The sequence below is a fragment of the Streptomyces sp. NPDC001728 genome, assembly GCF_040297565.1.
Taxonomy (GTDB): Bacteria; Actinomycetota; Actinomycetes; order Streptomycetales; family Streptomycetaceae; genus Streptomyces.
In genome coordinates, this window is record NZ_JBEOZK010000003.1 from 321,901 (window position 1) to 346,046 (window position 24,146).

A 24,146-nucleotide genomic window follows, 5' to 3' on the forward strand; every position below is an offset into this window, starting at 1 on the left:
CGCCGGAGAAGATCAGCGATACCCCTGACGGGAGCGCCCCGCACGAGACGCCGGGCCCGCGCCCTCCGGAACGGGCCGACCCGACGGAACAGCTTCCTCCGACAGGGCGGCTTCCCCCGAAGGAACAGGGGTGGCCCGGCCCGGCCGGGCGGACAGCCGTACCCACGTCCCGTACAGCACGAGCCCGACGGCGAGCCCCGCGCCGGCGCCGAAGCAGGCCGTCGGAATGACGTCCAGGGGCGTCTCGATCCGGTCCCAGCCCCAGTACGCGGCCCAGCGCAGCACCCGGTGCGCGATCCCGGCGAGGACGCAGCCGCCGATCAGCCCGACGGCCAGGAGCCGCCCCCGCCGGTCCGGGACCGGCACCCCCGCGGGCAGCTCGGGGCCGGGAGCGGCGGAGCGCAGCGCCCGCGCGAGGAACCACCCGAGGAGTCCCAGGGCCAGCGCCGAACTCCCGTACTGCGTGTAGAGGTAGACCGGGAACCCGGCGACGACGTCGCCGAGCACCGGGATCGCCCGCGTGCCCCAGCGGTCGATATGGGTGAAGGAGTCCCACACGACGTGTGTGGTCGCGCCGAGCGCCGCGGAGAGGACGAACCACCCGGCGAGCACGGCGGGGTGCCGGTCACGCCAGGGCAGGCCCCGGACCAGCCCGTACACCCGCCCGCGCCGTCCGGTGGGCAGCAGCGCCACGAGCGGCTCGCGCACGGTCAGCCACAGGCCCACGAGCAGGGTCGTGATCAGCACGTCGGCGGTGACGATGCCGACGGGGGAGTGGGTGACGTCCCCGAAGGTCATCGCTCCGGGGAAGGCCGTGGCGGCGAAGTAGGTCATGTCGGGCGCGAAGGAGCCCGCGAGCAGCGCGGACGCCACCAGCGGCCCGCGCGCGGTCCCGTTCCGGCGCAGTCCGGGCAGCACGGCAGCGGCATGACTCAGCGTGAACGGCAACGGGACGTCCCCCAGGCTCCGGTGGTGACGGCCGAGGCACCTCGTCGGCCGCAGAGGAAGAGGCCCCGGACCCGCCCCCCGGTTCCCGTACGCCTCCGGTGCCGTACGCCTTCGGTCCCGCCCGCGCCCGTTCCGGTACGCGTCCGGTCCGGAAGCGGCCGAGAGGTGACGAAAGCGTGAAACAGGGTCAGGCGCCGGTGCCCGGTGGGCTGGAGTTGGCATAGGGTCGCCAGGGGTCGCACGCGGGGAGTGTGGGGCCGGAGTCGAGGGGGAAGGGACCACGGACATGTCAGCGACGCACTTGGGCCGCAGGCTGCGCAGGGGAGCCACCAGCGGTGCGGTGGTGGCCGCGGCGGTCGCCGCGCTCGCCGCCTCGCAGGCTCCGGAGACGGTCTCTCCGCCCACGGACAACGCCGGAGGCGACCGTTCCGTCGGCGCCGGGGACACCGCGACGCCGTCCGGCGACGGTTCCGCCACCGGTGACTCGCCGTACTACACGGACCTCCCGCCGCTGAACACCCCGAACAAGCCCGGGGCGATGCCCACCCTTCCGCCGGTCTTCACCGGGCCCGCCGAAGCCGGCATACCCGCGTCCGTGTTCTCCGCCTACCAGCGCGCCGAGCAGTCGATCCGCTCCACCGACCCCGGCTGCAACCTGCCCTGGCAGCTGCTCGCCGGCATCGGCAAGGTCGAGTCCGGCCAGGCGCGCGGCGGCCGGGTCGACGCCAACGGCACGACGCTCTCGCCGATCCTCGGCCCCGTCCTCGACGGCGTCGGATTCGCCAACATCTCCGACACCGACGGCGGCGCCTACGACGGCGACAAGACCCACGACCGCGCCGTCGGCCCGATGCAGTTCATCCCGTCCACCTGGGCTACCTGGGGCCAGGACGCCAACAGCGACGGGAAGAAGGACCCGAACAACATCTACGACGCCGCCCAGGCCGCCGGTCTGTACCTCTGCGCCAACGACCGCAACCTGGCGCTCAAGGCCGACCTCGACCGGGCGATCCTCAGCTACAACCGCTCGACGGAGTACCTGAACACGGTCCTGTCCTGGTTCACGTACTACCAGCGCGGCACCCACCAGGTCCCGGACGGCACGGGCGTGCTCCCGGTCGACCGCAGCGACGGCCGGGGCCAGGGCAACCGTCCCGCCCCCACCTCGCCGCCGCCGCGGATCCCGGCGACCCCCTCGCCGAAGCCGAAGCCGAAGCCGGGCACCCCGGGCGATGCCACCGCGCCGCCGACCAAGCCCCCGACCCCCGTCAAGCCCCCGGTCACCACGCCGACCAAGCCGCCGACCGTCCCGGCCGCCGCCAAGGTCACCCGGCTCTCGCCCGTCGCGACGGGCCCGTTGACCGCGACCACCGGGAGCGCCTTCGTCAAGGCCCCCGCAGTCGCCGCGCTCGACGGCGTCGGCGCCCCGGTCAGCGGGGTCGACATCCGCTTCGAGATCACCGGGACCACCGACACCCGCTTCCCCGGCGGCTCGACCACCGCGACCGTCACCACGGGCTCCACCGGCATCGCGACGGCCCCCCTGCCGAAGGCCGGCGAGAAGACCGGGTCGTTCACGATCAAGGCCACCGTCGTGGGCCGCACCCTGGGCGCGACCGAGTTCACCGCGACCGTCACCGAGCGGCGGGCGGACACCCTCGCCCGGGTCGCGGGTGACCCCCTCTCCGCCGTCACCGGCACCGCCTACGCCCAGCGGGTGCAGGTCAAGGCCACCGACGGAGGCGCGCTCGCCCCCGGAGTCGTCGTCACCGCCGTGGTCGTCGCCTCGGCGGCGGACACCCAGGAGAGCGCCGACGGTCCGTACTTCAAGGACGCGGCGGGCAAGCCCCTGCGCACCCTCACCCTCACGACCGACGAGAGCGGTCTGATCTCCCTCCCCGAGCTCTTCGCGGGCGACAAGGCCGGCGACTACGTGCTGCGCCTCACCGCGCCCGGCGGAGGCAGCGCGGAGATCAAGCTGACGGTCACGGCACCGGCCACACCTTCCCCGGACCCGTCCCCGTCCGGCAGCGGCTCGCCCGAGGCCACCCCCTCCGCCTCCCCTTCCTCCCCCTCCTCCTCGCCCTCGGCCTGACCCCGGGCCCTCGGCCGGACACCACCCGCGCTCAGCGCCGCCTCCCCGCGCCGCTTCTCCGCCCACCGGGCGGAGGGGCGGCGCTCCGCGTTCCCCGGGTACAACGTGTTCTCATCTCGCGGTCACGTTGCTACGGTGCCCCCGCCCTGACGACTCATCAGATCGCATACCGGGAGGCCGACCATGCGTGCCCTCGTCGCCGCCGCCATCGGACTCGCACCAGTCCTCCTCTTCGTCCTGCTCATCTCGGTGGTCGATCTGCCGCCCGACGGCCCCACCTCGCCCAAGCCCCTGCTGACCGCCGATCCCGGCCCCAAGAAGTAGGGGGCGACCGTGCGCCGCCGAGCCAGTCTCGTCCTGCTCTCCCTCGCCGTCTTCTGCGCCGCGATGGCCCCGACCCTGCGCTGGTACGCCTTCCCCAGGCTGGCGAAGATCCCGTCGAACCAGTACCAGGAGACCGTCCTGGAGGCGAAGCCCGCGACCCTCCTCAACTACTCCACGCTCAAGTCGGAGCAGGTCGACAAGATCACGATCGTCCAGACCCTCAAGGGCAACGTGGAGGAGTCGCGACGCATCGAGCGGGACGCCGGCCGGGACGTCGTCGTCTGGGACGCCCTCGCCTACGTCATGGGCCCCGACGGGAAGATGGTCTCCAAGGTCCCCGAGCGGTACATCTTCGACGCCCACTCCCAGGACCCCGTCCACGTCACCGGCGAATCCGTCGACGGCGACGCCGTCCGGCGCGAGGGCATCGAGTTCAAGTTCCCCTTCCTCACCGAGAAGCGTGACTACCAGTACTTCGACGCCCAGACCCGCACCTCGGCCCCCATCCACTTCGTGGGCACCCGCACCTTCCGGGGCATGGAGGTCTACTACTTCGAGCAGACCATTCCGTGGACCCAGGTCCCCATGCCCAAGACCATGCCGGTGAAGATCCCGCCGGAGGTCATCACCGAATCCGGTCTCACCCGCTGGTACTCGACCAAGCGGATGTTCTGGATCGAGCCGGTCACCGGCGCCCCCGTCAACGGCGAGGAGATCCACAAGGAGGAGCTCCGCAACGCCAAGACGCTGATGGGCCAGGACACCCTCACGGTCTTCGAGGGGCACGTGAAGATGCGCGAGGACTACCTCAAGAGCATCGGCGACATGGTCTCCTCCAACCGTCTGATGGTGCTGATGCTCGTCTCCTACCTGCCCTGGAGCTTCACCGTCCTGGCTCTCCTTCTCCTCGCCCTCTCCCTCTGGCTCGAAGCCCGCTCCCGCCGTCCGGCCGACGACGCGCCCACCGACACCTTCACGACCGGGGCCCCGGTCGCCCCTCCCGTCTGAGCCGCGCGCTCGTGTGCCGGGTCGGCTCCGCCGTCGCGGGGTCCTCCGGCCACGGGTGCTTCGGGTACCGCCCCCTCAGCTCCGCCCGCACCGCGCGGTAGCCGTCCCTCCAGAACGACGCCAGGTCGGCGGTCACGGCCGCCGGCCGTCCGGCGGGGGAGAGAAGATGGACAAGGACCGGGACCCCCGCCACCCGGGGCGTCTCGGCCAGCCCGAACATCTCCTGGAGCTTCACCGCGAGCACCGGCCGCTCACCCCCGTACTCGACCCGGATCCTCGAACCGCTCGGCACCTCGATCCGCTCCGGTGCGAGCTCGCCCAGCCGGCCCGCCTCGCCCGACGCCCACGGCAACAGCCGCCGCAGGGTCTCCCCGGCGTCGATCCGCCCCAGATCGGCGCGCCGCGCGGCCCGGGAGAGCTCCGGCTCCAGCCACTCCCCGGCCCGGTCGACCAGCGTCCCGTCCGCCATGTCCGGCCAGGGCTCACCCAGCTCCCGGTGCAGGAAGGCCAGCCGCTCGCGCAGTTCCCCGGCCTCCCGGCTCCACCGCAGCAGCCCGAGCCCCTCCCGCCGCAGACCGTCGAGCAGTGCCTCCCTCACGAGCGCCGGATCGGCCTTCGCCCCCAGCGGACGGACCGTCAGCTCGACCGCTCCCAGCCGGTCGACCGAGCGGGCGACCACGTCTCCCTCCTCCCAGTGCACCTCCTCACCGGTGGAGCGCAGGTGCCCCGCCGCCCACCGGGCCATCTCCCCGTCCACCACGGCCGCCAGACGCACCCGGGCCGTCGCGTCCCGCGCCGTACGGTCCGCCACCGCCACGGCCAGCCAGGGGGAGGTCCGCAGCGCGGAGCCCTCGGCGAGCCGGGCCCCGCTCCCCGACACCATCAGATACCCGCCCTGCTCCCGGGCCCGAGCCACCCGCTCGGGAAAGGCCAGCGCCGTCACCAGCCCGACCACCGCGTCGTCCCCGACCACACCCCCCGCCACCGCGCCGGGCACCCAGGCCGACACCGCCCCCTTCCCGGCGTCGCCCCCTCCCGCACCGCCAGAACCAGCATCGCCAGAACCGGCACCGCCAGAACCGGCACCGCCAGAACCGGCACCGCCAGAACCGGCACCGCCAGTGCCGGCACCGCCAGTACGAGCACCGCCAGTACCAGCACCGCCCCTCTCCGCACCGGCCGTGCCCGCACCGTCCCGTCCCCCACCGCCGGGCCCGACACCCTCCTTCCTCGTACCGCCCGCTCCCGCTCCGCCCGTCGCCTCCCCGGCCGAGCGCTCCAGGCGGCGCGCCTCCGTCCTCCAGCGGGCGCCGTATCCGTCGGCGCCCCGGCGGGCCGTCCGCCAGGCCGCCGCCAGGTCGTCCCCGTAGTCGCGCGGCGGTTCCTCGCTGAGCAGTGCCACCACCTCCGCCGCCCGCCGTGCCCCGACCTCCGGCGCGCCGTCCAGAAGCGCGCGCCCCAGCCGGGGGTGGAGCCCCAGACGGGACATGCGTACCCCGCGCACGGTGGCCCGGCCCGCCGCGTCCACGGCGCCGATCGACCCGAGGACCGAGCGCGCCGCCGCCATCGCCCCGGCGGGCGGCGGGTCGAGCAGGGCGAGCCCCCGCGCCGTCGGATCGCCCCAGCAGGCGACCCGGAGGGCGAAGTCCGCCAGGTCGGCGACCTTGATCTCCGGAGACGGGAACCGCGGCCTGCCCCCGTCGTTCGCCTCGTCCCAGCACCGGTACACCTGCCCGAAGGCCTCACGGCCCGCCCTGCCCAGGCGCTGGGTCGCTGTCGCCTCGGAGACCGTCACCGTCGCCAGCGAGCCCAGCCCCCTGGCGTGGTCCGTCCGCGGCTCCCGCGCCAGCCCCGAGTCCACGACGATCCGCACCCCCGGCACCGTCAGGCTCGACTCGGCCACCGAGGTCGTGAGCACCACCCTGCGCCCACCGCCGGGTTCGGTGCCGCGCAGCACCGCGTCCTGTATTGGCGCGGCGGCCCGCCCGTGCAGTTGGAGCACCTCCGCGTCGACGCCGGCCAGCAGTCCGGCCGTCCGGGCGATCTCCCCCGTACCCGGAAGGAAACAGAGGACGTCCCCCTCGTGCCGCTCCATCGCCAGCCGGACCGTCGCGGCGACGTGCCGCAGCAGCGCCGGGTCCACCCAGGTGCCGTGCGCGGGCCGGATGCCGGCGGGCGGAGCCGCGTAGTGGACCCGGCAGCCGTGACCCTCGCCCTTGCTCCACACCACCGGCGCCGGGCCCGAACCCTCCAGGACCGTGAGCAGATCCGCCCAGGCCACCGCGTCGCTCGTCGCCGAGGCGGCGATCAGTGCCAGCTCCGGCCGCAGCGTGGCCCGCACGTCCACGAGGAAGGCCATCGCCGTGTCGGCGTCCAGATGCCGTTCATGGCACTCGTCGAGCAGGACCACGTCCACGCCCGCCAGCTCGGGGTCCCGCTGGAGCCGCTGGAGCAGGATGCCCGTGGTCACCACCTCGACCCTGGTCGCGGGCCCGGTCCGGCGCTCGCCGCGCACGGAGAAGCCGACCGTGCCGCCGACCTCCTCGCCCAGCAGCCACGCCATCCGGCGCGCCGCCGCCCGCACCGCCATCCGGCGCGGCTCGGCCACCAGGACCCGCCGCCCCGGTCCCTCCCCTATGAGGCCCGCGAGCGCGAGCGGCACCAGGGTCGTCTTGCCCGTGCCGGGAGGCGCGGAAAGCACGGCCGTACCGCGCCGGTCGAGCGCGTCGAGCAGCTCGGGGACGGCATGGCGGACGGGGAGACGGTCGAGTGCGTCATTTCGGATCACGCACTCAGTCTCGTACGCGAAGAAAAAAGGTGGGCCCCGTTGTCCACAGGACCCACCTATAAGTACGAAAAGCGTAACGATTCAGATGGGTGCGCCGGTGCCGTACGGCCGCGTCCCGGCCGTACGACTACCCCACCGCTACTCCGCGCGCTCGCAGACGAAGATCGCCGTTCCCGGGATCAGGTTCCCCCGCAGCGGGGACCAGCCGCCCCACTCCTGGCTGTTCCACGCCGGCCACTCCGGCTCGACCAGGTCCACCAGCCGGAAGCCGCCGGCCACCACGTCCCGCACCCGGTCGCCGATCGTCCGGTGGTGCTCCACGTACACAGCCCGCCCCTGCTCGTCCTGCTCCACATAAGGGGTGCGGTCGAAATAGGAGGCCGCGACCGAAAGGCCCTCGGGGCCCGGCTCGTCCGGGAACGCCCAGCGGATCGGGTGGGTCACCGAGAAGACCCACCGGCTGCCCGGCCGCAGCACCCGCCGCACCTCACGGAACACCCGCACCGGGTCGGCGACGAACGGCACCGCGCCGTACGCCGAGCACGCCAGGTCGAAGGAGGCGTCCCGGAAGGGCAGCGCCCCCGCGTCGCCCTCCACGAGCGGCACCTCCCCGCCGATCCGCAGCGCGTGCTGGAGCTGCCGGTGCGAGAGGTCGAGGGCCACCGGCCGCGCCCCCTGCGCCGCCAGCCACCGCGAGCACTGGGCCGCGCCCGCGCCGATCTCCAGGACGTCGAGGCCCTTCAGTGACGCGGCCGGCCCGAGGAGGCCGGCCTCCGCCTCGTCGAGCCCCTCCGGACCCCAGACGAACCGGTCGTCGCCCAGGAACGATCCGTGGTCGCTCTGGTACTCGTCGGCGTTCCTGTCCCACCAGCCACGGCTGGCCCGGCTGCTCTCCGCGTCCCCCGCGTCACGCCGGGTCGCCTCCGCCTCGTCCTCGGCCGAGTCGGAGGGGACTTCGTGTTCGTACTCTTGGTTCATCTCGCCCGCCGATGTAGTTTGCGCTCAGTGCCGCTGTGCGCGGATCCCGCCGATGAGGCGTGGAAGGACACAAGTTGGTGCCGGAGTTGAGGGGATCTGCCCCGGGTGTGCGCTTCGCGCATTGACCCTGTCCGGCCGCCCCCGTATGCTAAAGGTTGCGCTGCGGGCCTGCGCGCCTCAGACGGAGCAGGCCGCGCTCGTACCTGTTGTATGTCCCCTCGGTTTTCGAGGCTCCTCCCGTCCTCGGGAAGGCTGCTTCATTGGCTGTCCGGCTTCTTGGTGCGATACGGGCTCTCGGCGTAGCAGTACCTACGACTTTCTGTCCGTAACCGGAGCCCTTTCCCACATGACGAGCAGCACCGAGACCACCGCCACCAGCACCACCCCGCAGGTTGCGGTCAACGACATCGGTAACGAGGAAGCCTTCCTCGCCGCGATCGACGAGACGATCAAGTACTTCAACGACGGCGACATCGTCGACGGCGTCATCGTGAAGGTCGACCGGGACGAGGTCCTGCTCGACATCGGTTACAAGACCGAAGGCGTGATCCCGAGCCGTGAGCTCTCGATCAAGCACGATGTCGACCCGAACGAGGTCGTCAAGGTCGGCGACGAGATCGAGGCCCTGGTTCTCCAGAAGGAGGACAAGGAAGGCCGCCTGATCCTGTCCAAGAAGCGCGCTCAGTACGAGCGTGCCTGGGGCACGATCGAGAAGATCAAGGAAGAAGACGGCATCGTCACCGGTACCGTCATCGAGGTCGTCAAGGGTGGTCTCATCCTCGACATCGGCCTCCGTGGCTTCCTGCCGGCCTCCCTCGTCGAGATGCGTCGCGTCCGCGACCTCCAGCCCTACGTGGGCAAGGAGCTCGAGGCGAAGATCATCGAGCTGGACAAGAACCGCAACAACGTGGTCCTGTCCCGCCGCGCCTGGCTCGAGCAGACCCAGTCCGAGGTTCGCCAGACGTTCCTCACCACCCTGCAGAAGGGTCAGGTCCGCTCCGGCGTCGTTTCCTCGATCGTCAACTTCGGTGCCTTCGTGGACCTGGGTGGCGTCGACGGTCTCGTGCACGTCTCCGAGCTGTCCTGGAAGCACATCGACCACCCGTCCGAGGTTGTCGAGGTCGGCCAGGAGGTCACCGTCGAGGTTCTCGACGTGGACATGGACCGCGAGCGTGTCTCCCTGTCGCTGAAGGCGACGCAGGAGGACCCGTGGCAGCAGTTCGCCCGGACCCACCAGATCGGTCAGGTCGTCCCGGGTAAGGTCACCAAGCTGGTTCCGTTCGGTGCGTTCGTCCGCGTGGACGAGGGCATCGAGGGTCTGGTCCACATCTCCGAGCTGGCCGAGCGCCACGTGGAGATCCCGGAGCAGGTCGTCCAGGTCAACGACGAGATCTTCGTCAAGGTCATCGACATCGACCTCGAGCGTCGTCGCATCAGCCTCTCGCTGAAGCAGGCCAACGAGTCCTTCGGTGCCGACCCGGCCTCGGTCGAGTTCGACCCGACCCTGTACGGCATGGCCGCGTCGTACGACGACCAGGGCAACTACATCTACCCCGAGGGCTTCGACCCCGAGACCAACGACTGGCTCGAGGGCTTCGAGACCCAGCGCGAGGCCTGGGAGACCCAGTACGCCGAGGCGCAGACTCGCTTCGAGCAGCACCAGGCTCAGGTCATCAAGTCCCGCGAGGCCGACGAGGCCGCTGCTGCCGAGGGCGCTGCCGCCCCGGCCGCCGGTGGCAACGCCGGTGCGGGCATCTCGGGTGGTTCGTACTCCTCGGAGTCGGACGACAACTCCGGCGCCCTGGCGTCGGACGAGGCGCTTGCCGCCCTGCGCGAGAAGCTGGCCGGCGGCCAGAGCTGAACAGGCTCTCCGCTGAGCGCTAGCCGCTAGCGAATCGAGGCCCGCTTCCCTTCGGGGAAGCGGGCCTCGGTCATGTTCCGGCGCTGTTCCCCGGCGGAGACCGTCCTTCGGATCAGGGCGTGACGGGGATGTTCGTCAGGCCGTTCCCGCCGGTCACCGTGTTCGAGGCGTACACCGTGGTCGCACAGCTCCCGCTCCGGTTGGTGACGTTGATCGCCAGCCGCTGCGCTCCGGTGGCCCCGGTCAGATCCGAGCGGTTGCCGCGGAAGACGGTCCCGCAGCCCCAGCCGCTCTGCTGGGTGTGGGTCTCGTAGCCGTTGTTGGTCGTGTTCACTCCGGTGTTGTTCTCGATGAGGACGTTGTTGCCCTTCACGTCGACCCAGGAGTCGTCGTAGTTGGCGCCGGTCAGCCCGCGCCCGTCGAAGGTGTTGCCGACGATCCGCGCCCCGGTCGTACCCTCCTTGATGTCGACGCTCTCGCCGCCGACGCCCGGACCGATGACGTTGTTCAGGATCTGCGCGTTGTCGCTGCGGTCGGCGAGCGTGTTGGCGGTGCCGACGTACACCCCCTCGCCCATGCCCCGGCCGTCGTTCCCGGTGTCGTAGATCCGCGAGTTCCTGATCACCCCGTTCCTGCTGGAGTTGCGGAAGTGCACGCCCTCCATGTCCAGGTCGTGCACGGTCACCCCGTCGATCACCACGCTCTCCGCGGCGTCGGCCATGATCCCCTTCTGGCCGCCCCTCACCGTGAGGCCCTCGACCGTCCAGTACGAGGCGCCGTTCAGATGCAGCCCGTAGCCGCCGCCGGCGGTCAGCACCGCGCGCGAGGAGCCGGTCAGGGTGATCCGGGCCGAGGAGGTGCCCTGGGCCGTGGCCTTGAAGTTCCCCGTGTACGTGCCGTCCGCGAGGTGGATCGTGTCGCCGGGGCGGGCATGGGTGAGCGCGGTCTTCAGCTGCGCCGCCGTCGAGACCTCGACGGTCGCGGCGAAGGTGGAGGTGAGGGTGGCGGAGGCCGGGGCGGTGGCGAGGGGGACGGCGAGGAGCGCCGGGATCAGGGGGAGGAGCAGCGTCCGGGTGCGCATGGGGATGCCTTCCGTGCGGAGTGGGGGAGTTCCTGTATGTGCACGATGGTCGAAATGCTGAACGCGATGCTGTCCCGAGACGGTAGGGAGTGGTGCTGGACGTGTCAAGGTCTGGACCAGTGGCCGGAGTTCGCGGGGTCACGGCCGGAGGACCGCCCGCCGGAAGGCGGCGCGTCACGGGAATGGTCGCGAGGCGCGAGACGTTTTCAGTGAGAACACGAGGAGGAGCGGTAATCGTGCTTGATCCCCAGGATTTGTACGAATGGGACGCGAAGGGCCTGGCGGTCGTCGATCTGGCCCTGGCGCAGGAGTCGGCCGGGCTGGTCATGCTCTACCACTTCGAGGGCTACATCGACGCGGGCGAGACCGGCGAGCAGATCATCGAGGGACTGCTCGACACCCTGCCCCACCAGCTGGTGGCCCGCTTCGACCACGACCGGCTCGTGGACTACCGCGCCCGCCGCCCGCTGCTCACCTTCCGGCGTGACCGCTGGACCGCGTACGAGACGCCGTCCATCGAGGTCCGCCTCGTCCAGGACGCCACCGGAGCCCCCTTCCTCCTACTGTCAGGCCCCGAGCCCGACGTGGAGTGGGAGCGGTTCGCCGCCGCCGTCCGGCAGATCATCGAGCGTCTCGGTGTGCGCCTCTCCGTGAACTTCCACGGCATCCCGATGGGCGTGCCGCACACCCGCCCCGTGGGACTCACCCCGCACGGCAGCCGCACCGACCTCATGCCCGGCCACCGCAGCCCCTTCGACGAGGCCCAGGTGCCCGGCAGCGCCGAGTCCCTCGTCGAGTACCGGCTGACCGAGTCCGGTCACGACACCCTCGGTGTGGCCGCGCACGTCCCGCACTACGTCGCGCGATCCCCGTACCCGGACGCGGCCCTGACCGCCCTGGAGGCCGTCACCGCCGCCACCGGCCTCGTCCTCCCCGGGGTCGCCCACTCCCTGCGGACCGAGGCCCGCCGCACCCAGACCGAGATCGACCGCCAGATCGGCGAGGGCGACGAGGAACTGGTCGCGCTCGTGCAGGGCCTTGAGCACCAGTACGACGCGGTGGCCGGGGCCGAGACCCGCGGCAGCCTGGTCGCGGAGCCGGTCGACCTGCCGTCGGCGGACGAGCTCGGCCGTGAGTTCGAGCGTTTCCTCGCGGAGCGCGAGGGCGACGCCTAGCCACGCCGGGGCAGGCCCTAAGCTGCCGCTCATGCTGAAGGTGGGCCTGACCGGCGGGATCGGCGCCGGCAAGAGCGAAGTGTCACGGCTGCTCGTTTCGTACGGGGCCGTGCTGATCGATGCGGACCGGATCGCCCGCGAGGTCGTCGAACCCGGTACGCCGGGGCTCGCGGCCGTCGTCGAGGCCTTCGGGGACGGCGTACTCACCGGGGAAGGGGCGCTCGACCGGCCGAAGCTCGGCTCCATCGTGTTCGCCGACCCCGACCGCCTCGCCACCCTCAACGCCATCGTGCACCCCCTGGTCGGGGCCCGGTCGGCGGAGCTGGAGGGCCGGGCGGGGAGCGGAGACGTCGTCGTCCACGACGTACCCCTGCTCGCCGAGAACGGCCTCGCACCCCTGTACGACCTGGTCGTGGTCGTCGACGCGTCCCCCGAGACCCAGCTCGACCGGCTCGTACGGCTCCGGGGCATGGCCGAGTCCGAGGCGCGCAACCGGATGGCGGCCCAGGTCACGCGTGCGCGGCGGCTGGAGGTGGCGGACGTGGTCATCGACAACGACGGGCCGCTCGACGCGCTGGAACCGCAGGTGCGGAAGGTGTGGGAGGAGCTGGAGAGCAGAGCGGCCGGCACCGCCTAGGAGCCGCTGGGGAGCGGCCTGCCCGGCGGCGGAATGAGGGTGCCGGGTCCGGTGTTCAACCACCGGATCGAGGGGAAGGATGCCATGGTGGCCGACAGAAACCCGGAAACGCACGTCATCGATTTCCGCGCCGCCGAGCACCTGCTGGCCGCGCGGGACCCTCGGGGCGCCGTCAAGCTGCTGGACTCGGTGATCGCCGCCCATCCCGAGAACACGGCCGCCCGGCTGTTGCGCGCCCGGGCGTTCTTCGCCGCCGCGCAGCTGCGTCCCGCCCAGCTGGAATTCGAACTGGTCCTGGAGCGCGAGCCGGACAACGCGTTCGCGCACTTCGCGCTCGCCCGCACCTTCGAGCGCTCCGGCCTGACCGCCCAGGCCACCCGGCACTTCCGGCTCGCCGCCGCGCTCGACCCCAAGCCGGAGTACCTCCAGGCGGCGGGCTTCGACTCGGAGAAGTAGGCGCGGCCGGCCGTTGACGCGGAGCGCGGGCCTCGGCACGCCACAACGGCTCTCAGCGGCGGGTGCCGCCGTGGTCGGGTTCGTACGGGGGGACGTTCCGGCCCGGCTGCCAGTGCGGACCCTGGTGGATGTGGTGCAGCACCATCGTCATGTCGACCAGGACCACCAGGAACAGCACACCGCAGGCCGTGGCCCAGCCGACGCGGTCGAGAAGCGAGAACACGGTCGTGCCGAAGGCCGCCCAGAGCAGCCCCCACACACTCAGCCAGAACCTCAGACGCAGGGCGCTGCGCGCGTTCGCCGGTTCGTTCCCGGTCCGCATGACGGTCACCGTCTCCCGTCGGAGCCCATGGAAGGGCACTTCCAGGATGGACCCGATGGCCGGGGAAGGGAACCGGCGCCGGGACCGGCCGGTCCCGGCGAGGACGGACGCCCGGGAGCGGCGCCGTGTCGTGGCTAGTGGATGACGCTGTAGCTGCGCCACGGCAGGGTGCCCGGCGCGATCCGGTTGGAGCTGTTGGTGGGGACGTAGATGGAGTTCTCGCCCTTGCAGTCGCGCGTCCGGTACATCACGACGTCGACCAGGGTGTTGTTCACGACGGTGGTCACACCGCTGGGCGCGAGGCGGTGGCAGCCCCTCACCGAGGGGCTCGTCAAGGTCACCGCCAGCTCGCGCTGCGTCTCGTAGGAGAGTGTGCCCACGGCGGTGCGGCCCAGGCCCGAACAACCGGCGACGGCGAGGGTGAGCAGCACGGCCCCGGTGGCGGTCGTGAGACGCCGGCGTACGGACATGGCGGATCCTCTTCTGTCGTGGTCGATCTCGGTCGTGGCGGAGCTCCGGCGCGGCCGGTCCCTGGCACGGTCGACGCGCTGCTCGCCACCCTTCCGCCCCCGGAGTCCGCTGTCATCCGGGGCTGGGCCGCTCGGGCGACCCCGCCTGGCGGGCGTTGTCAGACCTCACCCGTAAGGTCGGAGGTCCAGTCGGAAGTTCCGCCGTACGGGCTTCCGCCACCCGATCGAACCCGTCCGGCGGGAAGGAGAGCGAAGCAGTGGCACACACCTGGATCGGCAGCGCCGCCGTCTTCCTGCCCGCCGCCCTGCCCCGCGAGGGGCGGGTCGCGTTCTGGGCACCCGACGGCGCGGCCCTCCCGGACCCGGCGGACAGCGGCGCGGAGCGCGTCGAGCTGACCGTGGTCCGGCGGCACGGCGGCGGGGCCCGAAGCCTTACCGTGCCCGCCCTGACACTCCCCGTCGACGCCGCCCTGCCCCATCTCGTCGAGGCCCGGCACCATCCGGCCGCGCACCCCGCCACGGCCGGCTGGGGCGCCGCCGCCCTACACGCTCTGCACCTCCTGGCACGGGGTCGGCTGCTGCCCGGTCTGACCCCCGAGGACCTGGACGCCTGGCGGGCCGGACCGCTGGACGCCGACGACATCGCCCATCTGCGGGCCGTCGCCGCGGCCCTGCCCTACGAGGCGCACGCCGTGCCCGTCCCCGGGAGCGGACCGCTGCGGCTGCCCGACCCCGAGGCCCTGGTGCGCGCCTTCCTCGACGCGGTCGCCGACATCCTGCCCCGCAGCCCGGCAGCCGCGTACGCCGTCGGGGCGCCGTTCGCGGCACGCGCCCCGCAGCACCTGCCCCGCGCGCGGGCCTGGGCCGCCGAGGCGGCGGCAGGCATGGACGCGGGCGTCCGCGTCTCGCTCCGCCTCGACCTGTCGGCGTCGGAGCTCTTCGACTCGGCCGCGGGGGAGGACCCGACCGGAGGCGGTACCGGCCCGGACGACCGGGTGGGCGACGACCGGAGGGAAAGGGCTGACCGCGGACGGCACGCCGCCGCCGCGATCCTCCAGATCCACAGCCTCGCCGACCCCACCCTCGTCATCGACGCCACCGCCCTGTGGGCCGGGGACGGCGAGCACTTCGGCCCCCGCGCCCGGATCGACGCCGTCCTCGCCCTGCGCCGGGCCGCCCGCGTCTGGCCCCCGCTCGCCCGTCTCCTGGAGCGGGACGTGCCCGACGTCCTCGCCGTCGCCGAGGACGAGCTGTACGAACTGCTCGGCCCGGCCGCCGCCCGCCTCGCCGACGCCGGGGTCGCCGTCCACTGGCCGCGCGAGCTCGCCCGCTCGCTCAGCGCCTCCGCCGTCGTGCGCCCCGCCCAGGCGGCGCCCGGCTCCGCGACCGACGGCACCGCCTTCTTCGACAGCGAGGAACTGCTGCGGTTCAACTGGCAGCTCGCCCTCGACGGCGATCCGCTCACCGACCGAGAGATGGACCTCCTGGCCGAAGCGCACCGGCCCGTCGTACGGCTCCGCGACCAGTGGGTCGTCATCGACCCGGCCCTCGTCCGCAAGGCCCGCAAGCGGGAACTCGGCCTGCTCGAACCGGTCGACGCCCTCGCCGTCGCCCTCACCGGCACCGCCGAGGTGGACGGCGAGACCGTGCCCGCCGTCCCCGTCGGGGCGCTCGCCACGCTCCGCGACCGGCTCCTCGCCGGTCCCGAGGACGTACAGCCCCCGCCCGGCCTGACCGCCACCCTCCGCGACTACCAGCTCCGCGGTCTGGCCTGGCTCGACCTGATGACCTCGCTCGGCCTGGGTGGCTGCCTCGCCGACGACATGGGCCTCGGCAAGACCGTCACCCTGATCGCCCTCCATCTGCGCCGCGCTCGCCGCGCCCCCACCCTCGTCGTCTGCCCCGCCTCCCTGCTCGGCAACTGGCAGCGGGAAGTGGGGAGGTTCGCCCCCGACGTGCCCGTACGCCGCTTCCACGGCGCCGAGCGCGATCTCGCGGGCGCCGAGGGCGGCTTCGTCCTCACCACCTACGGCACCCTGCGCACCAGCGCCGCCGAACTCGCCGCGCGGGAATGGGGGATGGTCGTCGCCGACGAGGCCCAGCACGTCAAGAACCCCTTCTCCGCGACCGCGAAGGCGCTGCGCGAGATCCCCGCGCCCGCCCGGGTCGCCCTCACCGGCACCCCCGTCGAGAACAACCTCTCCGAACTCTGGGCGCTGCTCGACTGGACCACCCCCGGCCTCCTCGGCCCGCTGAAGGCCTTCCGCGCGCGCCACGCCCGCGCCGTGGAGAACCACGAGGAGATCGAGCACGCCGAGGCCGTCGAGCGGCTCGCCCGGCTCGTGCGGCCCTTCCTGCTGCGCCGCCGCAAGTCCGACCCCGGCATCGTCCCCGAGCTGCCACCCAAGACCGAGTCCGACCACCCCGTCTCCCTCACCCGGGAACAGGCCTCGCTGTACGAGGCGGTCGTCCGGGAGGCCATGGGGCAGATCGAGGAGGCCGAGGGCATGGCCCGGCGCGGCCTCGTCATGAAGCTGCTGACCTCCCTCAAGCAGATCTGCAACCATCCCGCGCAGTACCTGAAGGAACAGGCGCCACGCGGCAGCGGCACCGCGCGGCTCGCCGGCCGCTCGGGGAAGCTCGCGCTGCTCGACGAACTGCTCGACACGATCCTCGCCGAGGACGGATCGGTGCTCGTCTTCACGCAGTACGTGTCGATGGCCCGGCTGCTCGCCGACCACCTGGCCGCGCGCGGCGTCCCCGCCCAACTCCTGCACGGCGGCACCCCGGTGGCCGAGCGGGAGCGGATGGTCGACCACTTCCAGGCGGGCGAGGTGCCCGTCTTCCTGCTCTCCCTGAAGGCGGCGGGCACCGGCCTCAACCTCACCCGGGCCGGCCATGTCGTCCACTACGACCGCTGGTGGAACCCCGCCGTGGAGGAGCAGGCCACCGACCGGGCCTACCGCATCGGGCAGACCCAGCCGGTGCAGGTCCACCGGCTCGTCGCCGAGGGCACCGTCGAGGACCGGATCGCCGAGATGCTCCGGGCCAAGCGGGCGCTCGCCGACGCCGTCCTCGGCTCGGGCGAGGCGGCCCTCACCGAACTGACCGACCGGGAGCTGGCCGACCTGGTGTCCTTGAGGAGGTCCTCGTGAACAGCGCACGCGGCGCGCGCGGAGCCGTCCCCCGCCACGACGACCGCCGCCGCAGCTTCCCCCAGGTCGCGCCCCGCGAGGCCCCCGACGGGCGGTTCGCCGCCACCTGGTGGGGGAACGCGTGGGTGGAAGCCCTGGAGGACGCCGCCCTCGACCCGGCGCGCCTCGCCCGGGGCAAGGCGTACGCAGGCCGTGGCCATGTCGACGCGATCACCGTCACCCCCGGCCGGGTCGTCGCGTACGTCCACGGCAGCCGCCCCCGCCCGTACCGCACCGAGATCAGGATGCGGACCCTCGGCGACGACGGCTGGGAGCGGTTCCTCGACGAGGCCACCGCCCGCCCCGACCACATCGCGGCCCTGCTCGACAAGGACGTGCCGCACGCCCTTGAGGCGGTCACCGGACTGCTGCCCGCGCCCGGCGACCTCGTCCCCGACTGCTCCTGCCCGGACGACGGTTACCCCTGCAAGCATGCCGCCGCCCTCTGCTACCAGGCCGCGCGCCTCCTCGACGAGGACCCGTTCGTCCTCTTCCTGATGAGAGGCCGTGGCGAGCAGGAACTCCTCGCCGAACTCACCCGGCGCAACGCCGCGAGGTCCGCCGCCGAGACCACCGCCGCGGCGCCCCCGATGCCCACCGTCCCCGCCCGTGCCGTGCTCAGCGCCACCGGGCCCGCGCTGCCGCTGCCGCCCGAGCTGCCCGTCCCGGACCGTCCCGGCCGCCCCGCCGTCTTCCCGCCCGATCCCGACGCCCCCGATCCGCTCGCCCTCGACCTGCTCGCCACCGAGGCCGCCGCCCGGGCCCTCGCCTTCCTCGCCACCGGCCACGACCCGGTCGCCGCGCTCACCCCCTGGCAGGACGCCGTCCGGCTGGCCGCCGCCCACCCCGGCTCCGGACTCACCGCCTCGACCCGCGCGCTCTACCGGGACCTGGCGTACGCGCTCGACCGCACGCCCACGGACCTCGCCCGCGCCGTCGCCGCCTGGCGGCAGGGCGGCGCAGCCGGCCTCGCCGTACTGGAGGAGCCCTGGGATCCGCCGGCGGGCCCGTTCGACCGCGCAAGGCCCGCGTTGATCGCCGCCGACTTCCCCGCCTTCCGCCCCTGGCGCAACCGGCTGTCCACCGAGTCCCTCCAGCTCCGTCTGGGCCGGGACGGCCTCTGGTACGGGTACGAGTCGGACGCCGGACGGGAGGACTGGTGGCCGCGCGGCGCCCCCGATCCGGACCCGGTCGGCGCCCTCACCGACCTTCTGGGGCACTGACGGAACGTTCGAACGGATTCCCACTCGTTGGAGTGAAACCCCTCAATGGGCGGATCCGGGAGGCGCGTTTGTCGCGTTGATTCCGGTACGGGCACTTGCCCGTGCACAACTCCGGAAGGCAGGAAGCCATGAGGCAGATTCGCCGAAGTGGTCTGGCCACACTGTTGGTCACGGGTGGAGCGCTCGCGCTCTCGGCGGGCGCCGCGCACGCCGACTCCGGCGCGCAGGGCGCCGCGGTCGGTTCGCCGGGCGTCGGTTCCGGCAACACGGTTCAGCTGCCGGTGCACGTGCCGGTCAATGTCTGCGGGAACACGGTCAACGTCGTCGGGCTCCTCAACCCGGCCTTCGGCAACGGCTGTGCGAACCGCTCGGCCGCGCCCGAGTCCGGGGGGCACAAGTCGTCGAAGGGCGGCGACCGGTCCCACAAGGACCAGCCCGGCACCCCGCGCGGCGGCGAGCAGGCGGGCGGCTCCGGCAGGGGCGGCTCCCAGAGCGGCGGTTCGTCGAACGGCGGCGGTTCCACGGCCGAGACCCATGTCGCGGGATCTCCCGGCGTGCTCTCCGGGAACGGCCTCCAGCTGCCCATCGACCTGCCCGTGAACCTCAGCGGCAACTCGGTCAACGTGGTCGGTGTCGGCAACCCGGTCTTCGGCAACACCTCGGTCAACGGCCCGGGCAAGCCCCAGCAGCCGATCGAGAAGCCGACCCCGCGCCCGGGGACCCCCGTGCGCCACGTGCCGGTTCCGCAGGCCGAGACCGAGACCCCCGCTCCGGCGCCCGCGCCGCAGGGCGAGTCGAGCTCCGCCTCGCTGGCCGCCACCGGTTCGGACACCATCGGGTACGCCGCCCCCGCGAGCGCCGCCCTGCTGCTCGGCGGCGCCCTGCTGTACCGTCGCGCGCGCCGCGCCGGAGACCGCGCCTGACGATCCCCGTCTCAGCGGCCGACACGCGCTGACGCCCGAGCCGTCAGCCGTGTCCCCGGCCGAGGGCGTTCTCGGCGCCGTGACGCCAGGCCCGGAGCACCGCCTCGATGGCGGGAGCGACCCTCGTCCGGGCCTGGTGCCGAGGAACCCCCCGCATCAGCAGGGTGTCGTACGGCGTGTCCACGTGCCGCACGGAGGCCCGCACCGCGGCCGTGACGGCGCCGCGGTCGAGCGCGCGGCCAGCGGCCGTGCGCCCGACCCGTCCACTGCCCTTCGCCGAGGCGTGGACGGCGACCTCCGTGGCCCGGTCCGCCGGGCAGGACGGGAAGAGTCGCAGGATCTCCGCCCGGAGGACCTCGGTGACCTCGGCGTCGAGCGCCGCGCGCCGTACGGCGTCCCTGGCCCGCCGCCTGGCCCGCGCGTCCGCGTCCGCCAGACAGGCGCGCTCCGCCCCGGCGAGCGCCGCCTCCTCGACGAGCAGACCCTGTCGTTCGTACCGGGTGCGGCGCCGGTTGTGCCGTACGACCACGGCCCAGAGGGTGCTGTTCTCGCGGGCCCGCCGGGTGAGCGCGGTGTCCCCGCGCCGCAGGAAGACGAGATGCCCGAGGTCCGCGCAGTCCAGACAGACCGGCGCGTTGAACTCGACGATCATCCGCTCCAGCGGGCCCTGCCCGCACTCCGAGCAGCGGCGGCGCTTCAGCGGCTCGACGACGACCGGCGCGACGAGGTCCATGTGCCGCCCCCCCGCTCAGCGGATGCCGGGCGCGGCGGCGGCGATGAACACGGCGAGTGCCTCCTTCGCCTGCGCGGAGCGGCGGGCGCGCTCGGACTCGCCCTCCGCGTCGTGCATGCAGTGGGTCTCCTCGAAGGCGGCCTCCGCCAGCCGGCGCAGAGCCGGGTCGTCGCACACCAACTGGACGCGGAACAGAGCCTGTCGTGCGGCGGTGCGCTGCCGGTAGGAGGCGTGCCGGGACTCCTCCGCCTCCTCCGAGCCGGGCTGCTTGAACGCCCGGAACCAGCGGTCGTTCTGGCTGTGCCGGTAGTCGACGACCGCGCCGGCGTAGGCGCTGTAGGTCGCGATCCGCTCCTGTCGGAGCTGCTCGGTCCGGGCGAGCGAGGCCGTGCGTTCGCTGGCCCGCCCTTGGAACCAGTGCGTGGCGATGACGCCCAACAGGGTCCCCGCCACGGCTATCAGCGCCACATCCATGACCCGCCGCCCCTCCGTCCGTTCGTCGGTCCGAAGGATCTTCGGACTCTCAGATCATGACAGCAGACGGGGTGTCACGTCACTGCCGGTAGCCGCTCAGGAAGCGGCCGATGCGGCTGATGGCGGCGTCGAGGTCGTCGGCGTACGGCAGGGTCAGGATGCGGAAGTGGTCGGGGCGCGGCCAGTTGAAGCCGGTTCCCTGGACGACCTGGATCTTCTCGCGCAGAAGCAGGTCGAGGACGAACTTCTCGTCGTCGTGGATCTTGTGCACCTTCGGGTCGAGGCGCGGGAAGGCGTACAGCGCGCCCTTCGGTTTCACGCAGGAGACGCCCGGGATCTCGTTGAGCTTCTCCCAGGCCCGGTCGCGCTGTTCGCGCAGCCGGCCGCCGGGGGCGGTCAGCTCGTGGATGGACTGCCGGCCGCCTAGCGCGGCCTGGATGGCGTACTGGGCGGGGGCGTTGGGGCAGAGCCGCATGGAGGCCAGCATGGTGAGGCCCTCCAGATAGTTCCTGGCGTGCTGCTTCGGGCCGGTGACGACCAGCCAGCCGGAGCGGAAGCCCGCCACCCGGTAGGTCTTGGAGAGCCCGCCGAAGGTGAGGACGACCAGGTCGGGGGCGAGGGAGGCGGCCGGGTGGTGGACGGCCCCGTCGTAGACGATCTGGTCGTAGATCTCGTCGGCGAGGACCATCAGGCCGTGGCGCCGGGCGAGTTCGAAGATTCCCTCCAGGATCTCCTTCGGGTAGACGGCGCCCGTGGGGTTGTTGGGGTTGATGACGACGATGGCCTTGGTGCGGTCGGTGATCTTCGACGCCATGTCGTCGAGGTCCGGGTACCAGTCGGCGGACTCGTCGCACAGGTAGTGCACGGGCTTGCCGCCGGCGAGCGTGACCACCGCCGTCCACAGCGGGTAGTCCGGGGCGGGTACGAGGACCTCGTCACCGTCCTCCAGGAGGGCCTGCACGGCCATCGAGATCAGCTCGGACACGCCGTTGCCGAGGAAGATGTCGTCGACGTCCACGTCCGGCAGGCCCATGGACTGGTAGCGCTGGGCGACCGCGCGGCGGGCGGAGAGGATGCCGCGCGAGTCGGTGTAGCCATGGGCCCTGGGGAGCATCCGGATCATGTCCTGGACGATCTCCTCGGGCGCCTCGAAGCCGAAGAGCGCCGGATTGCCGGTGTTGAGGCGCAGGACGCTGTGGCCCGCCTCCTCCAGCGCGTTGGCGTGCTCGATGACCGGGCCCCGGATCTCGTAACAGACCTCGCTCAGCTTGCTCGACTGCCGGAACTCCATGTCCGACCTCCCCAGGTCCCCGGAATCAGTGGTGCGTGTTGCTTGGTTTTACCAAGTCCGAGCTTGGAAAGTCCAACAACATGTCTAGACTGCGTCGCATGCCACGTCAGCCACGCCGCCGCAGCTACGACCAGCACTGCGCCGCCGCGCGCGCCCTCGACCTCGTCGGCGACCGCTGGACCCTGCTCGTCGTCCGCGAACTCCTCGCCGGACCGCGCCGCTACACCGACCTCCACGCCGACCTCCCCGGCGTCAGCACGGACATGCTCGCCGGCCGCCTCAAGGACATGGAGGCGGCCGAGCTGGTCACCCGCCGCCGACTGCCCCCGCCCGCCTCGGCGTTCGTCTACGAGCTCACCGCGCGCGGACGCGAGCTGCTGCCCGTGCTGCGCAGCCTCGCCGCCTGGGGGGCGCCGGAGCTGGGCGAACCGCGCCCCACCGACGCCGTCCGCGCGCACTGGTACGCGATCCCGCTGCTCGGCGCGCTGGCCGGGCTGGGTGCCGGGGTCGTCCAGGTGACCCTGGACGAGGGCGAGTTCCACGTACGCGTCGGAGCGGACGGAAGCGTGGCGTACGGGGACGGCGTCTATGGCGACGGTACGACGGAGCTGCCCGACGCAAGGCTGCGGACGGACGCGGCGACCTGCCGGGCCCTCGCGGGCGGGGAACTGACGCTGGCCGAGGCGGTCGCGTCGGGGCGCGCGGCGCTGGACAGGACGCTACGGGCCGCCGGGGCCCACTGACCGCGCCGACAGGGCGCGTGCCAGCCGGTCCCGGGCCTCGGTCTGCGCCGCGATGCGCGCGTCGAGCACGGCCAGCCGCTCGCGGGCGATCTCCAGGCCCCGGGCGGACGGCGGGGCCGAGGGCATGTCCCCGTCCAGACAGGAACGGAACGCGGACACGTCGTCCAGCGTGAGCCCCGCGTCGAGGAGGTACCGGATGTTCGCCACCCGGGTGGCCGCGCCCTCGCCGTACACCCGGTAGCCGTTCTCCGCACGGGCCGACGCGATCAGCCCGGCCGTCTCGTAGTGGCGCAGCGCCCGGGGCGACACCCCGGTCCGCCGCGCCAGTTCACCGATCCGCACGGCCGCCACCTCCTCGCGCAGTCCTATCACGCGAGCGGCGCGCACCCGTCGGCTCGGGCGAGCGGTGCGCCCGGCCTCCGGCTCATGCGACCAGTGCGCCCCCGTCGACGGGCAGTACGGTGCCGGTCAGGAAGGAGGCGTCCGGCGCGGCGAGCGAGGTGATCGCCCAGGCGACCTCCTCGGGCCTACCGATCCGGCCCAGCGGGGTGTGCGCCAGCTGCCAGGCCCGCAGTGCCTTCGACTGCTGGGGGGAGAGGCCCATGTGGTCCGCGATCGGGGTCTCGACCGCACCGGGCGCGACCGCCACCACCCGTACGCCGTCCGGTGCGAGCTCCACCGCCCAGCAGCGGGTCAGGGTCTCCAGGGCGCTCTTGGTCGCCGGATAGACGGAGTTGGCGGGCCAGCCGCGCTGACCGATCGTCGTGGTCACGTTCACCACGACGCCCCGGGACTCCCGGAGCGCCGGGACCGCGGCCTGGGTGAGCAGTATCGGGGCGACGAGGTTCGTCTCCAGGAGCGGGGTGATCACGGAGCGGTCGAGGCCGCCGAGCGGGCCGCCCGCGGAGATCCCGGCGTTGTTGACGAGCACGTCGAGGCGGCCGTGACCGGTCAGGGCGGCGTGGACGATCTCCTCGGCCGCGTCCTCCGCCGTGATGTCGGCGGCGAACGGATGGATCGTGGGGTGCCCCTCGGCCGTCTCCCGCAGCGGCTCGGGCCGACGGCCGACGGCGACGACCGTCGCCCCCTGCCCGGCGAAGGCGCGGGCGGTGGCCCGGCCGATGCCGGTGCCCGCGCCCGTGACGACGACCCTGGTGGGTGTGGTGGTGTCCGTGCATTCCTTGACCATGGGACCGATGGTGAAACAGTGACGCCAGTGACAAGGTCAAGCCGTGGCCGGGCGGGTCCACCGGGGCAGAAGAATTCGATCCGGCTCCCGTGGCAGTCCGTGGTGCAGAGGCGCCGGTGGCCCGGGAAGTCGTCGTCCCACGTCACCGTGACGCCCAAGCCCGGTGAGCCGCGCGGCCGGGTCGCCGCAGTGCCGGGGGTGTCGGCCGGTACACGTCAGGGGAGCGACGGGCA

General features: G+C 72.9%; 22 protein-coding genes. 11 read left to right on the top strand and 11 right to left on the bottom strand.

The features are described 5' to 3' along the window. Window positions 1–12 precede the first annotated feature (12 nt). Complete coding sequence (locus ABT154_RS06890; RefSeq protein WP_351853777.1) at window positions 13–948, bottom strand: DUF4184 family protein; 936 nt, start codon at window positions 946–948, stop codon at window positions 13–15. A gap of 286 nt (window positions 949–1,234) precedes the next feature. On the opposite strand from ABT154_RS06890, the gene ABT154_RS06895 reads away from it, so the two are divergent. The 3 genes from ABT154_RS06895 (at window position 1,235) to pgfA (ending at window position 4,375) form a co-directional block, all read left to right on the top strand. Next, on the top strand, window positions 1,235–3,043 hold the full coding sequence (locus ABT154_RS06895; RefSeq protein WP_351853780.1) for a lytic transglycosylase domain-containing protein: 1,809 nt from the start codon (window positions 1,235–1,237) through the stop codon (window positions 3,041–3,043). Between the two features lie 183 nt (window positions 3,044–3,226). Further along, window positions 3,227–3,367, top strand: coding sequence for an SPW_0924 family protein (locus ABT154_RS06900; RefSeq protein WP_317878654.1), 141 nt, complete (start codon window positions 3,227–3,229; stop codon window positions 3,365–3,367). 9 nt (window positions 3,368–3,376) lie between these two features. Next, entirely contained in the window at window positions 3,377–4,375 is a 999-nt protein-coding gene (pgfA, locus tag ABT154_RS06905; RefSeq protein ID WP_351853783.1) for a cell envelope lipid trafficking protein PgfA, read from the top strand. Here pgfA and ABT154_RS06910 read toward each other — a convergent pair. Both ABT154_RS06910 and ABT154_RS06915 read right to left on the bottom strand, forming a co-directional pair. Continuing rightward, window positions 4,341–7,163, bottom strand: coding sequence for an ATP-dependent RNA helicase (locus ABT154_RS06910; protein ID WP_351853786.1), 2,823 nt, complete (start codon window positions 7,161–7,163; stop codon window positions 4,341–4,343). The two genes, pgfA and ABT154_RS06910, sit on opposite strands and share 35 nt — an antisense overlap. Window positions 7,164–7,301: 138 nt before the next feature. Then, a complete protein-coding gene (locus ABT154_RS06915) occupies window positions 7,302–8,141 on the bottom strand; it encodes a class I SAM-dependent methyltransferase (RefSeq protein ID WP_351853788.1) in 840 nt (279 codons plus the stop codon). A gap of 346 nt (window positions 8,142–8,487) precedes the next feature. Here ABT154_RS06915 and rpsA point away from each other — a divergent pair, with 346 nt between their 5' ends. Further along, window positions 8,488–10,002, top strand: coding sequence for a 30S ribosomal protein S1 (gene rpsA / locus ABT154_RS06920; RefSeq protein WP_148004571.1), 1,515 nt, complete (start codon window positions 8,488–8,490; stop codon window positions 10,000–10,002). A 112-nt stretch (window positions 10,003–10,114) separates the two neighbouring features. Here rpsA and ABT154_RS06925 read toward each other — a convergent pair whose 3' ends face one another. After that, entirely contained in the window at window positions 10,115–11,083 is a 969-nt protein-coding gene (locus ABT154_RS06925) for a right-handed parallel beta-helix repeat-containing protein (protein WP_351853791.1), read from the bottom strand. 236 nt (window positions 11,084–11,319) lie between these two features. Here ABT154_RS06925 and ABT154_RS06930 point away from each other — a divergent pair, with 236 nt between their 5' ends. The 3 genes from ABT154_RS06930 (at window position 11,320) to ABT154_RS06940 (ending at window position 13,351) form a co-directional block, all read left to right on the top strand. After that, a complete protein-coding gene (locus tag ABT154_RS06930; protein ID WP_351853793.1) occupies window positions 11,320–12,258 on the top strand; it encodes a PAC2 family protein in 939 nt (312 codons plus the stop codon). A 31-nt stretch (window positions 12,259–12,289) separates the two neighbouring features. Continuing rightward, the gene (gene coaE, locus ABT154_RS06935) at window positions 12,290–12,895 is read left to right on the top strand and encodes a dephospho-CoA kinase (RefSeq protein WP_351853796.1); all 606 of its coding nucleotides are present in this window, start codon (window positions 12,290–12,292) and stop codon (window positions 12,893–12,895) included. Window positions 12,896–12,982: 87 nt separating this feature from the next. Continuing rightward, entirely contained in the window at window positions 12,983–13,351 is a 369-nt protein-coding gene (locus tag ABT154_RS06940; RefSeq protein ID WP_317877240.1) for a tetratricopeptide repeat protein, read from the top strand. Between the two features lie 52 nt (window positions 13,352–13,403). Here the strand turns inward: ABT154_RS06940 and ABT154_RS06945 are convergent, their stop codons facing one another. Continuing rightward, complete coding sequence (locus tag ABT154_RS06945; protein WP_351853799.1) at window positions 13,404–13,673, bottom strand: DUF6343 family protein; 270 nt, start codon at window positions 13,671–13,673, stop codon at window positions 13,404–13,406. Window positions 13,674–13,807: 134 nt separating this feature from the next. Then, window positions 13,808–14,143 carry a hypothetical protein gene (locus ABT154_RS06950; RefSeq protein ID WP_351853801.1) on the bottom strand — a complete coding sequence of 112 codons (336 nt, stop codon included), beginning with the start codon at window positions 14,141–14,143 and terminating at the stop codon, window positions 13,808–13,810. Between the two features lie 257 nt (window positions 14,144–14,400). On the opposite strand from ABT154_RS06950, the gene ABT154_RS06955 reads away from it, so the two are divergent. The 3 genes from ABT154_RS06955 (at window position 14,401) to ABT154_RS06965 (ending at window position 19,483) form a co-directional block, all read left to right on the top strand. Then, complete coding sequence (locus ABT154_RS06955) at window positions 14,401–17,298, top strand: SCO1167/SCO6262 family helicase (RefSeq protein ID WP_351853804.1); 2,898 nt, start codon at window positions 14,401–14,403, stop codon at window positions 17,296–17,298. Beyond that, entirely contained in the window at window positions 17,295–18,560 is a 1,266-nt protein-coding gene (locus ABT154_RS06960) for an SWIM zinc finger family protein (RefSeq protein ID WP_351853806.1), read from the top strand. Before ABT154_RS06955 ends, ABT154_RS06960 begins: the two co-directional genes overlap by 4 nt. Window positions 18,561–18,688: 128 nt before the next feature. Next, entirely contained in the window at window positions 18,689–19,483 is a 795-nt protein-coding gene (locus ABT154_RS06965; protein ID WP_351853809.1) for a chaplin, read from the top strand. 43 nt (window positions 19,484–19,526) lie between these two features. Here ABT154_RS06965 and ABT154_RS06970 read toward each other — a convergent pair whose 3' ends face one another. The 3 genes from ABT154_RS06970 to ABT154_RS06980 all read right to left on the bottom strand — a co-directional run bounded on the left by ABT154_RS06970 (window position 19,527) and on the right by ABT154_RS06980 (window position 21,981). After that, window positions 19,527–20,216, bottom strand: coding sequence for a DUF2293 domain-containing protein (locus ABT154_RS06970; RefSeq protein WP_351853811.1), 690 nt, complete (start codon window positions 20,214–20,216; stop codon window positions 19,527–19,529). A gap of 15 nt (window positions 20,217–20,231) precedes the next feature. Next, entirely contained in the window at window positions 20,232–20,690 is a 459-nt protein-coding gene (gene kilB / locus ABT154_RS06975) for a plasmid transfer protein KilB (protein WP_351853814.1), read from the bottom strand. A 79-nt stretch (window positions 20,691–20,769) separates the two neighbouring features. Continuing rightward, complete coding sequence (locus ABT154_RS06980) at window positions 20,770–21,981, bottom strand: pyridoxal phosphate-dependent aminotransferase (RefSeq protein WP_351853816.1); 1,212 nt, start codon at window positions 21,979–21,981, stop codon at window positions 20,770–20,772. 98 nt (window positions 21,982–22,079) lie between these two features. Between ABT154_RS06980 and ABT154_RS06985 the strand changes: the two genes are divergently transcribed. Further along, window positions 22,080–22,724 carry a winged helix-turn-helix transcriptional regulator gene (locus ABT154_RS06985; RefSeq protein ID WP_351853819.1) on the top strand — a complete coding sequence of 215 codons (645 nt, stop codon included), beginning with the start codon at window positions 22,080–22,082 and terminating at the stop codon, window positions 22,722–22,724. Here ABT154_RS06985 and ABT154_RS06990 read toward each other — a convergent pair. After that, complete coding sequence (locus ABT154_RS06990) at window positions 22,701–23,096, bottom strand: MerR family transcriptional regulator (RefSeq protein ID WP_502969456.1); 396 nt, start codon at window positions 23,094–23,096, stop codon at window positions 22,701–22,703. The genes ABT154_RS06985 and ABT154_RS06990 overlap by 24 nt on opposite strands. Before the next feature lie 52 nt (window positions 23,097–23,148). Next, window positions 23,149–23,913 carry an SDR family NAD(P)-dependent oxidoreductase gene (locus tag ABT154_RS06995; protein ID WP_351853820.1) on the bottom strand — a complete coding sequence of 255 codons (765 nt, stop codon included), beginning with the start codon at window positions 23,911–23,913 and terminating at the stop codon, window positions 23,149–23,151. Window positions 23,914–24,146 lie beyond the last annotated feature (233 nt).

Coding starts and splice junctions, on each gene's coding strand:
- ABT154_RS06970 (WP_351853811.1), bottom strand. CDS start 20,216: ATGGACCTCGTCGCGCCGGTCGTCGTCGAGCCGCTGAAGCGCCGCCGC.
- ABT154_RS06950 (WP_351853801.1), bottom strand. CDS start 14,143: ATGTCCGTACGCCGGCGTCTCACGACCGCCACCGGGGCCGTGCTGCTC.
- rpsA (WP_148004571.1), top strand. CDS start 8,488: ATGACGAGCAGCACCGAGACCACCGCCACCAGCACCACCCCGCAGGTT.
- ABT154_RS06985 (WP_351853819.1), top strand. CDS start 22,080: ATGCCACGTCAGCCACGCCGCCGCAGCTACGACCAGCACTGCGCCGCC.
- ABT154_RS06945 (WP_351853799.1), bottom strand. CDS start 13,673: ATGCGGACCGGGAACGAACCGGCGAACGCGCGCAGCGCCCTGCGTCTG.
- coaE (WP_351853796.1), top strand. CDS start 12,290: ATGCTGAAGGTGGGCCTGACCGGCGGGATCGGCGCCGGCAAGAGCGAA.
- ABT154_RS06925 (WP_351853791.1), bottom strand. CDS start 11,083: ATGCGCACCCGGACGCTGCTCCTCCCCCTGATCCCGGCGCTCCTCGCC.
- ABT154_RS06980 (WP_351853816.1), bottom strand. CDS start 21,981: ATGGAGTTCCGGCAGTCGAGCAAGCTGAGCGAGGTCTGTTACGAGATC.
- ABT154_RS06915 (WP_351853788.1), bottom strand. CDS start 8,141: ATGAACCAAGAGTACGAACACGAAGTCCCCTCCGACTCGGCCGAGGAC.
- ABT154_RS06895 (WP_351853780.1), top strand. CDS start 1,235: ATGTCAGCGACGCACTTGGGCCGCAGGCTGCGCAGGGGAGCCACCAGC.
- ABT154_RS06965 (WP_351853809.1), top strand. CDS start 18,689: ATGAGGCAGATTCGCCGAAGTGGTCTGGCCACACTGTTGGTCACGGGT.
- ABT154_RS06995 (WP_351853820.1), bottom strand. CDS start 23,913: ATGGTCAAGGAATGCACGGACACCACCACACCCACCAGGGTCGTCGTC.
- kilB (WP_351853814.1), bottom strand. CDS start 20,690: ATGGATGTGGCGCTGATAGCCGTGGCGGGGACCCTGTTGGGCGTCATC.
- ABT154_RS06900 (WP_317878654.1), top strand. CDS start 3,227: ATGCGTGCCCTCGTCGCCGCCGCCATCGGACTCGCACCAGTCCTCCTC.